This window comes from Caldimonas sp. KR1-144 (assembly GCF_049446155.1).
In the GTDB taxonomy this organism is placed as follows: domain Bacteria; phylum Pseudomonadota; class Gammaproteobacteria; order Burkholderiales; family Burkholderiaceae_C; genus Rivibacter.
In genome coordinates this window covers 1-12,487 of sequence record NZ_JBMSEE010000009.1, presented here as the reverse complement: position 1 = coordinate 12,487, position 12,487 = coordinate 1, and the positions used below count along the sequence as shown (strand labels likewise).

Annotated in this window: 10 protein-coding genes; 8 read left to right on the top strand and 2 right to left on the bottom strand. The window is 70.7% G+C overall.

The annotated features are described in order from the left end of the window. Window positions 1–2: 2 nt before the first annotated feature. On the bottom strand, window positions 3–1,733 hold the full coding sequence (locus tag ACO2TI_RS19000) for a protein kinase domain-containing protein (RefSeq protein ID WP_423286751.1): 1,731 nt from the start codon (window positions 1,731–1,733) through the stop codon (window positions 3–5). A gap of 62 nt (window positions 1,734–1,795) precedes the next feature. On the opposite strand from ACO2TI_RS19000, the gene nirB reads away from it, so the two are divergent. The 6 genes from nirB (at window position 1,796) to ACO2TI_RS18970 (ending at window position 10,051) form a co-directional block, all read left to right on the top strand. Then, the gene (nirB, locus tag ACO2TI_RS18995; protein ID WP_423286750.1) at window positions 1,796–4,243 is read left to right on the top strand and encodes a nitrite reductase large subunit NirB; all 2,448 of its coding nucleotides are present in this window, start codon (window positions 1,796–1,798) and stop codon (window positions 4,241–4,243) included. A gap of 11 nt (window positions 4,244–4,254) precedes the next feature. After that, on the top strand, window positions 4,255–5,058 hold the full coding sequence (locus ACO2TI_RS18990; protein ID WP_423286749.1) for a type IV pili methyl-accepting chemotaxis transducer N-terminal domain-containing protein: 804 nt from the start codon (window positions 4,255–4,257) through the stop codon (window positions 5,056–5,058). Between the two features lie 22 nt (window positions 5,059–5,080). Beyond that, window positions 5,081–5,455: a nitrite reductase small subunit NirD gene (nirD, locus tag ACO2TI_RS18985; protein ID WP_423286748.1), complete on the top strand. Its 375-nt coding sequence runs from the start codon at window positions 5,081–5,083 to the stop codon at window positions 5,453–5,455. Window positions 5,456–5,623: 168 nt separating this feature from the next. After that, the gene (locus ACO2TI_RS18980; RefSeq protein ID WP_423286747.1) at window positions 5,624–8,476 is read left to right on the top strand and encodes a molybdopterin-dependent oxidoreductase; all 2,853 of its coding nucleotides are present in this window, start codon (window positions 5,624–5,626) and stop codon (window positions 8,474–8,476) included. Further along, window positions 8,473–9,240, top strand: coding sequence for a uroporphyrinogen-III C-methyltransferase (cobA, locus tag ACO2TI_RS18975; RefSeq protein ID WP_423286746.1), 768 nt, complete (start codon window positions 8,473–8,475; stop codon window positions 9,238–9,240). Before ACO2TI_RS18980 ends, cobA begins: the two co-directional genes overlap by 4 nt. A 25-nt stretch (window positions 9,241–9,265) precedes the next feature. After that, on the top strand, window positions 9,266–10,051 hold the full coding sequence (locus ACO2TI_RS18970; protein ID WP_423286745.1) for a type III pantothenate kinase: 786 nt from the start codon (window positions 9,266–9,268) through the stop codon (window positions 10,049–10,051). 125 nt (window positions 10,052–10,176) lie between these two features. Here the strand turns inward: ACO2TI_RS18970 and ACO2TI_RS18965 are convergent, their stop codons facing one another. After that, window positions 10,177–11,196, bottom strand: coding sequence for an integron integrase (locus ACO2TI_RS18965; RefSeq protein WP_423286744.1), 1,020 nt, complete (start codon window positions 11,194–11,196; stop codon window positions 10,177–10,179). A gap of 173 nt (window positions 11,197–11,369) precedes the next feature. Between ACO2TI_RS18965 and ACO2TI_RS18960 the strand changes: the two genes are divergently transcribed. After that, window positions 11,370–11,672 carry a hypothetical protein gene (locus ACO2TI_RS18960; protein ID WP_423286743.1) on the top strand — a complete coding sequence of 101 codons (303 nt, stop codon included), beginning with the start codon at window positions 11,370–11,372 and terminating at the stop codon, window positions 11,670–11,672. A 75-nt stretch (window positions 11,673–11,747) separates the two neighbouring features. Further along, window positions 11,748–12,221, top strand: coding sequence for a hypothetical protein (locus tag ACO2TI_RS18955; protein ID WP_423286742.1), 474 nt, complete (start codon window positions 11,748–11,750; stop codon window positions 12,219–12,221). The last annotated feature ends 266 nt before the right edge of the window (window positions 12,222–12,487 follow it).

Here is a 12,487-nt window from a genome sequence, read left to right as displayed (position 1 = left end):
CGTCAGCGCGGCAGGAACAGCAGCCACACGACGAGCAGCACGTTGAACAGCAGCGAGACCGCCAGGCCGATCTGCCACAGCGCCATCGGGTCGCGCTGCAGCAGCGGCGTCGCGGGCGGTGCGCTGACCGGGCGCGAGGCGCCGCGCTCGAGCGCGAGCAGCATCTCCTCGGCGGTCTCGAAGCGCAGCTTCGCATCGAGCGCGAAGGACTTGGCCAGCAGGTGGTCGAGCCAGATCGGCACGTCGGGGCGCAGCCGCGACGCGGGCACCGGGTCGCGCCGGAAGCGCCCGCTCTGGTAGGGCTCGATCTCGCCGTAGGGCAGGCGGCCGGTGAGCCAGCGGTACAGCGTGACGCCGAGCGCGAACAGGTCGCTGCCGGCGTCGGCGTTCGCGCCCTCCCACTGCTCGGGGTTCATGTAGCTCGGCGTGCCGGCGTGCAGCTCGCGCTGCGCGCCGCTCTCGCGCCCGCTCAAGGCGCCGCCGAGGTCGAGGATGCGCCACTGGCCGTCGTCGCCGAGGTGCAGGTTGCCGGGCTTGATGTCGCGGTGCACGACGCCCTGGCGGTGCAGGCGGCCGAGCGCGCGCACCAGCGCGATCGCCGCGCGCAGCGCCTCGTCGACCTGCGGCAGCGTGCCGGCGCCGATCATCTGTTCCATCGTGCGCCCGCCGTGCCAGTCGAACACGACGTACAGCGCGCTGGCGTCGGCCGCGCGCTCGCGCACGCGCACGAAACCCGGCTCGCCGCCGGCCGTGACGCGCTGGCCCAGCCAGGCCTCGTGCGCGAGCATCGCGCGCTCCTCCTGGTCGGAGGCGCGCGCCGGGTGCAGCGTCTTCAGCGCGACGAGCTCGCGCGTGGCCTCGTCGCGCGCCTGGTAGAGCCGGTGCACGCCGCTGTCGGCGATCAGCGCGGTGATCGTGAAGCCGTCGAGCTTGTCGCCGACGCGCAGCGAGCCCACGGCGGGCAGGCGGCGCGTGTCGGCCAGCTCGTCGTGCAGCTGGCGCTCGTCGAGGCCGGTCACGCGGATCACCAGCGCGGTCGCGTTGTCCTGGCTGCCCGCGGCCAGCGCCGCGTCGACGAGCGCATCGCTCGCCGCCTGCGCGCTGCCGCCGTGCGCGAGCACGCCCAGCCTGGTCGGCTTGAGCGCGCCATGCACGCCGTCGCTCGTGAGCACGAAACAGTCGCCGAGGCGCACCTCGCCTTGCGCGTAGTCGACGCGCACCGCGTCGTCGAGGCCGATCGCGCGCGTCAGCCGGCTGCGCTGGTCGAGCTGCTCGAAGGCATGGTCGTGGCTGAGCTGCAGCACGTCGAGTACCGCCGCGCCGTCGTCGGCCGCGCGCTTGCGGCACAGCCAGGCGCGCGAGTCGCCCACGTGGGCCAGCGTCCAGGTCTGGCCGCGCAAGGCAAGGGCGGTGAGCGTGGTCATCGCCATGCCGCCGTCGCTCGTCTGGCGGCGGCGGTTGTGGTCGCACAGCCAGGCGTTCTGCGCGCCGATCAGCCGATCGAGCGCGACCGTGGTCTCCCAGGTCTCCGGCGTCGCGAAGAAGTCCGCGAGCAGGCCCATCACCGTGGTCTGCGCGGCCTCGAGGCCGTGCCCGCCGGTCGACACGCCGTCGGCCACCGCGGCGATCAGTCCGCGGCTGCGGTCCTCGGTCTGCGCGGCGCCCCCGAAATCCTCGTTCGCGGCGCGCGGGCCGCGGCGGCTCGTGTAGCCGATCTCCACCTCGAAGCTCATCGCTCGATTGTTACCGCGCGGGGCCGCGTGGCCGTCTCGTCGCAAGGAAAGGAAGGTGTCCGATGAAGAAGTCCAGGCTCGTGCTCATCGGTAACGGCATGGCCGGCGTTCGCACGCTCGAGGAGCTGCTGAAGATGGCGCCGGACCTCTACGACATCACGGTGTTCGGCGCCGAGCCGCACCCCAACTACAACCGCATCCTGCTGTCGCCGGTGCTGGCCGGCGAGCAGACGATCGACGAGATCATCCTCAACCCGCTCGACTGGTACGCCGAGAACGGCATCACGCTGCACCTCGGCAAGACCGTGACCGAGATCGACCGCGTGCGGCGCGTCGTGCGCGCCTCCGACGGGGATGGAAACGTCACCGAGGCGCCCTATGACCGCCTGCTGATCGCCACCGGCTCCAATCCCTTCATCCTGCCGGTGCCCGGCAAGGATCTGCAGGGCGTGATCAGCTACCGCGACATCGCCGACACGCAGGCGATGATCGACGCGGCCGCCAAGTACAAGCACGCGATCGTGATCGGCGGCGGCCTGCTCGGCCTCGAGGCGGCCAACGGCCTGATGCTGCGCGGCATGCAGGTCACCGTGGTGCACATCGCGCCGTGGCTGATGGAGCGCCAGCTCGACGAGACCGCGGGCCAGCTGCTGCAGCGCTCGCTGGAGCAGCGCGGCCTGAAGTTCGAGATCGGCGCGCAGACCGCGGCGCTGATCGGCGACAAGGACGGCCGCGTGATGGCGGTGCAGTTCAAGGACGGCCGCGAGCTGCCCGCCGACCTGGTGGTCATGGCCGCCGGCATCCGCCCCAACACCGCGCTGGCCGAGAAGGCCGGCATCCACTGCAACCGCGGCATCGTCGTCAGCGACACGCTGCAGACCGTGACCGACCCGCGCATCTACGCGATGGGCGAATGCGCCGCGCACCGCGGCGTGGCCTACGGTCTCGTGGCGCCGCTGTTCGAGCAGGCCAAGGTCTGCGCGACGCACCTGGCGCAGTTCGGGATCGGCCGCTACGTCGGCTCGCAGGTCAGCACCAAGCTCAAGGTCACCGGCATCGATCTCTATTCCGCCGGCGACTTCATGGGCGGCGAGGGCTGCGAGGAGATCGTGATGAGCGATCCCTATGCCGGCGTCTACAAGAAGCTGGTGGTCAAGGACGACAAGCTGGTCGGCGCCTGCCTCTACGGCGACACGGTCGACGGCAGCTGGTACTTCAAGCTGGTGCGCGAGGGCCGCAAGATCCACGACATCCGCGACCGCCTGATGTTCGGCGAATCGAACCTCGGCGACACCGGCCACGAGGGCCAGAACCGCGCGGTCGCGATGGCCGACACCGACGAGGTCTGCGGCTGCAACGGCATCACCAAGGGCCAGATCGTCAAGGCGATCAAGATGCAGGGCCTGTTCACGCTCGACGAGGTGCGCAAGTGCACCAAGGCGAGCGCGAGCTGCGGCTCCTGCACCGGTCTGGTGGAACAGCTGCTGATGGCCACCGCCGGCGGTGACTACTCGGCCGCGCCCAAGACCAAGGCCGTGTGCGGCTGCACCGACCTCGGCCACCAGGCGGTGCGCGACGCCATCCGCGAGCAGCACCTCACGAGCGTGGACGGCGTCTACAAGGCCCTGGCCTGGCGCACGCCCAACGGCTGCTCGAGCTGCCGCCCGGCGATCAACTACTACCTGCTGTCGACCTGGCCCAAGGAGGCGGTCGACGATCCGCAAAGCCGCTTCATCAACGAGCGCAGCCACGCCAACATCCAGAAGGACGGCACCTACAGCGTGATCCCGCGCATGTGGGGCGGCGAGACCACGGCGGCCGAACTGCGCCGCATTGCCGACGTGGCCGACAAGTACAAGATTCCCACCGTCAAGGTCACCGGCGGCCAGCGCATCGACCTGCTGGGCGTCAAGAAGGAAGACCTGCCGCAGGTCTGGAAAGACCTCGACATGCCCAGCGGCCATGCCTACGCGAAGGCGCTGCGCACCGTGAAGACCTGCGTCGGCAGCGAGTGGTGCCGCTTCGGCACGCAAGACAGCACGCAGATGGGCAAGGACCTCGAGCGCGCGCTGTGGCGCATGTACGCACCGCACAAGGTCAAGCTCGCGGTCAGCGGCTGCCCGCGCAACTGCGCCGAAAGCGGCATCAAGGACGTGGGCGTGATCGGCGTCGACTCCGGCTGGGAGCTCTATGTCGGCGGCAACGGCGGCATCAAGACCGAAGTGGCGCAGTTCTTCTGCAAGGTCAAGACGGCCGAGGAGGTGCTGGAGTACAGCGGCGCCTTCTTGCAGCTCTACCGTGAGGAGGGCTGGTACCTCGAGCGCACCGTGCATTACATCAACCGCGTCGGCCTGGACGTCGTGAAGAAGAAGATCCTCGACGACGCCGAGAACCGCAAGGCGCTGTGGGCGCGGCTGCAGTTCGCGCTCGACGGCGAGCCCGACCCGTGGTTCGAGTTCAACAAGGCGCAGGTCGACGTGCGGCAGTTCGCGCCGCTGACGCTGGCTTGAGTCGAGGCACGATGAGCATGACCGCCGTGACCTGCGTTCGACGCCGCTCGCTGCTGGTCGCAAGTGCCTGCGCGGCCGCGCTGCCCGCGCGCGCCCAGGTGCAGGACCTCAACGACGCGATCAACAAGGCCGGTCGCCAGCGCATGCTGTCGCAGCGCCTGGCCAAGGCCTACCTCGCGCTCGGGCAGGGCATCGAGCCCGACGCGGCGCGCCGCGTGCTGGACCAGTCGCTCGCGACCTTCGATCGCCAGCTGGTCGAGCTGCGCGCGTACGCGCCGAACGCCGCGATCCGCGAGACCTACCAGGCGCTCGACGCCGCCTGGAGCGAATACAAGAGCCTGCTGGTCGGCGCCGCGCCGGCACGCGACAAGACCGCGCGCCTCGTGAATCTCGACGCCAGCGTGCTCGCGCTGGCCCACCAGGGCACGCAGCAGTACGAGGTGGCGTCCGGCCGCGCGGTCGGCAAGCTGGTCAACGTGGCCGGCCGCCAGCGCATGCTGTCGCAGCGCACCGCCAAGTTCTACCTGGCCCTGGCCTGGCAGCCCGAGCTGCCCGGCGCGGCCGCCGAGCTCGACAAGGCGCGGCGCGAGTTCGTCAGCGCGCATGCCCTGCTCGACGAGGCGCCGCAGGCCACGTCCGACATCCGCGAGCGGCTCGCGCTGGCGCAGAACCAGTGGGTGTTCTTCGACAACGCGCTGCAGCGCGCGGGCGAATCCGGCGCAGCCGCGCGCCGCGCCACCGACGTGTTCCGCACCAGCGAAAACATTCTTCAGGTGATGGACCAGGTGACCGGCCTGTTCGCGCGCCTGGCCTGAGCAAGATCCAGAGGAGAACGCAATGAGCGACTGGAAGCCTCTTTGCAGCGTTGACGACATCCCCAAGCTCGGCGCGCGCCGCGTGCAGCGCCAAAGCGGCGCCGACGTCGCGGTGTTTCGCACCGCCGACGATCGCGTGTTCGCGCTGCTCGACCGCTGCCCGCACAAGGCCGGCCCGCTGAGCCAGGGCATCGTGTTCGGCGATCGCGTCGCCTGCCCGCTGCACAACTGGACCATCGGCCTGGCCGACGGCGCGGCGGTCGCGCCCGATGTCGGCACGACGCCGCGCTTCGCGGTGAAGGTCGAAGGCGGGCGGGTGTTTCTCGATCTCGACGAGCTCAACAGCGTGGCGACCGAGCCGGTGGCGGCGTGCGCCGGCGGCTGCGAGCACGCTTGATGCAGGAAGAGGCTTGATGTGATGCCGCGCCGGCCCCTCACCCCCCGCCCTCTCCCGCCCGCGGGAGAGGGAGCCCAGCGGCCCGGCATTGGCAAGCCACTCCCTCTCCCGCGGGCGGGAGAGGGCTGGGGTGAGGGTTGCGCCGAGCCCATCGAACGGTGAACTGACATGCGCGAAACCCGCTCCACCTGCCCCTACTGCGGCGTCGGTTGCGGCGTCATCATCGAAAGCGACGGCGCGCAGATCACCGGCGTGCGCGGCGATCCGGATCACCCGGCCAACTTCGGTCGCCTGTGCACCAAGGGCCAGAACCTGCACCTCACGGCCACGCAACCGGTGCTGCTGCATGAGCGACTGCGCCAGCCGATGCAGCGCGTCGCGCGCGGCGAGGCCGCGCAGCCGATCGCGTGGGACGCCGCGGTCGATCTCGCAGCCGAGCGCATCGCCGAGGTCGTGCGCACGCACGGGCCCAACGCGGTGGGCTTTTATCTCTCGGGCCAGCTGCTGACCGAGGACTACGCGATCTTCAACAAGCTCGCGCGCGCGCTGGTCGGCACCAACAACGTCGACACCAATTCGCGCCTGTGCATGAGCAGCGCGGTTGCCGGCTACAAGCAAAGCCTGGGCGCCGACGCCCCGCCGGCCTGCTACGACGACCTCGCGCAAGCCGGCTGCCTGTTCATCGCCGGCTCCAACACCGCCTGGGCGCACCCGATCCTGTTTCGCCGCATCGAGGACGCGCGCCGTGCCAACCCCGAGCAGAAGCTGATCGTCGTCGATCCGCGCCGCACCGAGACGGCCGACGAGGCCGACCTGTTCCTGCAGATCCAGCCGGGCACCGACGTCGCGCTGTTCCACGCGATGCTGCACGCGATGATCTGGGAGGGCTGGGTCGACCCGGCCTACATCGCGGCGCACACCAACGGCTTTGCCGAGCTGAAGGCGCTGGTCGCGAACTGGTCGCCGCGCGACGCGGCGCGCGTGTGCGGCGTGAAGGCGGAGGACATCGTCACCGCGGCGCGCTGGTTCGCGCTCGGCGGCGACCGGCACGACGCATCGCAGCGCGCCGCGACGCTCTCGCTGTACTGCCAGGGCCTGAACCAGAGCACGAGCGGCACCGCCAAGAACTCCTCGCTGATCAACCTGCACCTGGCCAGCGGCCAGATCGGCCGCGAAGGCGCCGGCCCGCTGTCGCTGACCGGCCAGCCCAATGCGATGGGCGGGCGCGAGGTCGGCGGCCTGGCGACCGTGCTGCCCGGCCACCGCGACCCCGGCGATCCGGCGCACCGCGCCGAGGTGGCCGCGCTGTGGGGCGTGGAGGCGCTGCCGGCCGCGCCCGGCAAGCCGGCGATCGAGATGTTCGAGGCCGCGGCGCGCGGCGAGATCCAGCTGCTGTGGATCGTCTGCACCAACCCGGCGCAGTCGCTGCCCGACCAGGCGCTGGTGCACCAGGCGCTGGAACGCTGCCCGTTCGTGATCGTGCAGGAAGCGTTTGCGCACACCGAGACCGCGCGCGCGGCCGACCTGCTGCTGCCCGCCACCACCTGGGGCGAGAAGGAGGGCACGGTCACCAACAGCGAGCGGCGCATCAGCCGCGTGCGCGCCGCGGTGCCCGCGCCCGGCGAGGCGCGCGACGACTGGCGCATTGCGCGCGACATCGCGCAGCGCCTCGAACGCGCACTGCGCCCCGGCGCGCGCGACCTGTTCGACTACGCCGGCCCCGAGGCGATCTGGAACGAGCACCGCGAGCTCACGCGCGGGCGCGACCTCGACATCACCGGCCTCAGCTGGGCGATGCTGGAGTCGCAAGGCCCGCAGCAATGGCCGCTGCCGCAAGGCGAATCCGCCGGCCGCGCGCGGCTCTATCAAGACGGCCGCTTCGTCACGCCCGACGGCCGCGCGCGCTTCATCGCCGCGCCCGTCAAGGCGGTCGCCGAGCCCTGCGACGCGCGCCATCCCTTTGCGCTGACCACCGGGCGGCTGCGCGACCAGTGGCACGCGATGAGCCGCAGCGGCACCGTGCCCAAGCTCTTTGCGCACACGCCGATGCCGGCCGTGCACCTGCATCCGCAAGACCTCGCGCGGCGCGGCCTGCGCGAGGGCCAGCTCGCCGAGCTGAAGAGCAAGCGCGGCTCGATCGTGCTGCCGGTGGCGGCCGATACGCGCATCGCGCCGATGCAGGCCTTCGTGCCGATGCACTGGGGGCCCGAGTTCGTCGGCGGGCGCGATGCGCAAGGCCGCGCGCGACTGGGCGTCAACACGCTGATGCACGGCAAGATCTGCGCGCAATCCAAGCAGCCCGAGCTCAAGCACGCGGCGATTGCCGTCGCGCCGGCCGAGCTGCCGTGGCGGCTCACCGCAGCCGTGTGGTTGCAAGACGATGCGCTCGCCACCACGCGCGAAGCGCTGCGCGCGCTGATGGGCGAGTTCGCCTACGCGAGCTGCGTGCCGGTGCCGGCGCCCGCCGATGCCGTCGCGCCGCTGGCCGGGCGCAGCGGCCTGATGCTGCAGGCCGCGGCTGCGCAGGCGCCGGCCGCTAATGTGGTCGCTCGCATCGAGCAGCTGCTAGGCTTGTCCGGCGCCTTCGTGCTGCGCTATGCCGATGCGCGCCGCGGCCAGCGCCGCAGCGTCAAGCTCGCCGGCGAGGGCGCCGAGGGCCGCGTCGAGGCGCTGCTGCTGGCCGGCGCGGCCGACGCCGCGGCATGGCTGGCGCGCTGGTGGGGCGAGCAGTTGCCGATCGGCGCGCAGGCGCGATCGCTGCTTTCTCCCGACCCCGCGGCGCCCAGCGGCGCGCCGGCCCAGCCGCGCGGGCGCCAGGTTTGCAACTGCTTCGACGTTTCCGAGCCGCGCATCCGCGAGGCGCTGGCCGGGCTGCCCGGCGAGGCGCCCGAGCGCCTGGCTGCGCTGCAAGGCGCGCTGCGCTGCGGCACGCAGTGCGGCTCCTGCCTGCCCGAACTTCGACGCCTGGTCGCCGCGGTGCCGGCGCCCACCCCGACCGCTACCCAGGAGGCCCACGCATGAACACCACGCCCACCGTCTGGCTCGTCGGTGCCGGCCCCGGCGACCCGGAACTGCTGACGCTGCGCGCCGCGCGCCTGATCCAAGGCGCCGACGTGCTCCTGGTCGACGACCTGGTCGACCGCCGCGTGCTCGAACTCGCATCGCCGACCACCCGCGTGCTCGCCGTCGGCAAGCGCGGCGGCTGCGTCTCGACCGAGCAGGCCTTCATCCATCAATTGATGATCCGCGAGGCCAAGGCCGGCGCGCAGGTGGTGCGGCTCAAGGGTGGCGACCCCTTCGTCTTCGGTCGCGGCGGCGAGGAGTGCGACGCGCTGCGCGCGGCCGGCATCGCGGTCGAGGTGGTGCCCGGCATCACCTCGGGCATCGCGGCGCCGGCGGCGGTGGGCATCCCCGTCACCGACCGGCGCCATGCGCCCGGCGTGGCGTTCGTGACCGGCCATGCGCAAGACGGCGGCGCCGGCGCCGACTGGGCCGCGCTCGCCAAGAGCGGCCTGACGCTGGTGGTCTACATGGGCGTGAGCCGCGCGGGCGGCATCGCGCAGGCGCTCGTGGAAGGCGGCCTGGCCGCCTCCACGCCGGCGGCCGCGATCAGCGCGGCGCACACGCCGCGCCAGCGCAGCGTGGCCTGCACGCTCGGCACGCTGGCCGAGACGCTGGCGGCCGAGGCGATCGCCAGCCCGGCGATCCTGGTGATCGGCGACGTGGTGCGGGTGGGCGCAGCGCTCGCGAACCCCGAGGCCGTTCCCGCGCAGGCGATGGCATGATCGCGGCGGTTTTTCCGCCGCCGCCATGCTGCTCGCCATCGACATCGGCAACACGCGCCTGAAATGGGCGCAGTACCGCGACCTGCGCCCCGGTGCCACGCCGGTGGCGCACGGCGCGGTGTTCCTCGAGCAGGTGGAGACCCTGGCCGAGGGCGACTGGGCCGGCCTTGAGACGCCGAGCCAGGTGCTCGGCTGCTGCGTCGCCGGCGACGCGATCCGCCACCGGGTGGAAGAGCAGCTCGAGCTGTGGGACCACCTCGCGCCAAGCTGGGTGGTGCCCAGCAGCAGCGAGGCCGGCGTCACCAACGGCTACGACCACCCGATGCGCCTGGGCAGCGACCGCTGGGTCGCCGTGATCGGCGCGCGCCACCACCTGCTGGCGCGCGGCAACGCGACGCAACCGCTGCTGGTCGTGATGGCCGGCACCGCGGTCACCGTGGACGCGGTCGACGACCACGGCAACTTTCTCGGCGGCCTGATCCTGCCCGGCCACGGCATCATGCTGCGCGCGCTGGAAGGCGGCACCGCCGGCCTGCGCGTGCCGACCGGCGAGGTGGTCGACTTTCCCACCAACACCAGCGACGCGCTCACCAGCGGCGGCACCTACGCGATCACCGGCGCGATCGAGCGCATGCACCGCCACCTGACCGAACGCTGCGGCCGCACGCCGCTGACGCTGGTGACCGGCGGCGCGGGCTGGAAGGTGGCGCCGTGGCTGGCGGTGGAGCACGAGCTGGTCGAGAGCCTGATCTTCGACGGCCTGCTGGTGATTGCCAGCGAACGCGAGCGGATGCGCGCGATCGGCAAGTAGCCCGATCTCGGTCGCCGCGCCCTCAGGCTCCCTCGCCCCGCTTGTGCCGAAGCTCCCTCGCCCCGCCTGCGGGGAGAGGGCAGGGGTGAGGGGCCAGGCTCGGCTGCCGAATAAGCCCCAGCGTCCTACACCGCATCCAGCGGACTGCGCACGCCACGCCCACCCCGATTGAGCACATGCGTGTAGACCATGGTCGTGCGCACGTCGCTGTGGCCCAGCAGCTCCTGCACGGTGCGGATGTCGTAGCCGGCCTGCAGCATGTGCGTGGCAAACGAGTGGCGCAGCACGTGAGGCGAGCAAGGCTTGACGATGCCGGCGCGCCGCGCGGCCAGCGAGACGGCCTTCTGGATCGAGCCCTCGTGCACATGGTGGCGGCGCTCGGCGCCGCTGCGCGGATCGATCGAGCGCATCGAACTCGGGAACACCCACTGCCATCCCCAACTGCGCGCGGCCGACGGGACCTTGAGCGCCAGCGCGTCGGGCAGCCAGACAGCGCCGAAGCCGTCGGCGACGTCGCGGTCATGGCGCAGCTTGGCGCGTGCCAGCTGCGCCTGCAGCGGCAGGACCAGGTTCTCCGGCAAGACGGTCACGCGGTCCTTGCCGCCCTTGCCGCTGCGCACGACGAGCTCGCGGCGCGTGAAGTCCACGTCCTTGACGCGCAGGCGCAGACCTTCGAGCAGGCGCATGCCCGTGCCATACAGGAGCGCCGCCACCAGCCACGGCGTGGACTGCAGGCCATCGAGCAGCGCCCGCACCTCGGACGGCGTGAGCACCACCGGCAGGCGCCGGCGCTCCTTGGCCGCGACGATGCCGTCCAGCCACGGCAGCTGGATGCCGAGCACCTCCTTGTAGAGAAACAGCAGCGCGGCGCGAGCCTGGTTCTGCGTGGAGGCGGCCACATTGCGATCCACGGCCAGGTGCGTCAGAAAGGCCTCGACCTCGGCAGCGCCCATGTCCTGCGGATGGCGCTTGTGATGGAACAGGATGAAGCGGCGCGCCCAATCGACATAGGCGCTCTCGGTGCGAATGGCGTAGTGATGCCGCCGCAGCACGTCGCGCAAGCGATCGAGCAGGCGCCGCGGCGGCGGCTCGCCCGGCGGGGGCTCGGCGGTGGCCACGGGGCCGACGGGACGGATCTGATTCATCCGCCAAAAATTAGGCGGCCCAAGATGCAGACGCATCGCCCCTCGGAGGGGATCATGGTGCCGCCTGGTCCTCCTGAATGCGGGGGAGGCTCGTGTTCAGGGAGGGTGGCGACAATGCGTCTTATCAAGAACCGGGCGCGAGGGCGCGTTCGGTCTAATTTGAGTTAGCAGCCATGGACCTTTCGCCCGCGATCGCTTGGTTGGTGCCACTCGCTGGCATCGGGTTCTCTGCCCTCTACGGCGCACGTGGTGCGGCTGATCAACGAGAGTCGTTCTGGGGTAGAGCCTTTGTGATGGCACTCTTCCTTGGTATCGCCTTAACCTTCGCTCAGTCTGCGCTGCACAGCCTGTGCGTTGAAGCAATGCATCTGTGCGCTAGCCGCGGCGACGCCAACATAAGCTACTGGTTTCAGTCCTTCTTCGCTATTCCAGTGTTCTGGCTGGTGGCAGCCGGCGCATGGCAAGTCAAGCGATGAACAGACTGCTAACCCGCCGTCGCAGCGGACCGCCTGCGGCGGCCGCTGAACTCATTCGTTAGGTGCCTGAAGACCATGGAGGAACTGCTCTCCGCAATCCTCGCAATCGTGCTGTGGCGTGTAGTCGCGGGCGCGCTTGTCGGTGCGTTGCTTGCATTCGCCTTGGCGGCAGCATTCCCTAGCTTCAATGCTGCAGCGGGCTTCACCATCGTGTTCTTGGGTATCGCGTCTGGCGTTGTCTGGCAGGCCGTCGTCAGCTCCACTTGCAGCGCAGCCACTCGGCATCCGCCGATGTCTCGCGTTGTTGCATTCCTCGGCTTAGCTGCAGTTGGTGGCCTTTGGGGCAGCTTGGTCGAGGCGGCTGCCGGCTCGCCTATCGTCGCGCTCATCGTGCTCTTTCTTTCGCCCTCGCTGCTGTCCCCGCTCGCAGCAAAGCTCAGTCACACTTCCGTTTCGCAGCGGCAAGTCCTGTTTGCCACGTGTGCTTTCGCAATCGGCTATGCCATTCCGTATGCAATCAACGGGCTTGCTTCAACACCAGGCACCTAACCCTTCCATCGAGGGGACATGCCACAGCCGGCTTCGCCGTCTGCGTCATGCCCCTCATGTCAAACTACAAGGGCTTCCCCCGCAGTCAAGCAACGACTGACCTCAACGAGCTGCGCCAGCGGCTCGTTTGCATTTCGACGTCTTGATCCACTCGCCGGTGTCTCGGTCGCGCTGCGTTTGAGCAAGGTGCGGACTGGCGCAACTACAAGCGGTCATCGATGCAGCTTCATCGCTGCGGACCCTGATGCAAGACGCACGCGGGGGCC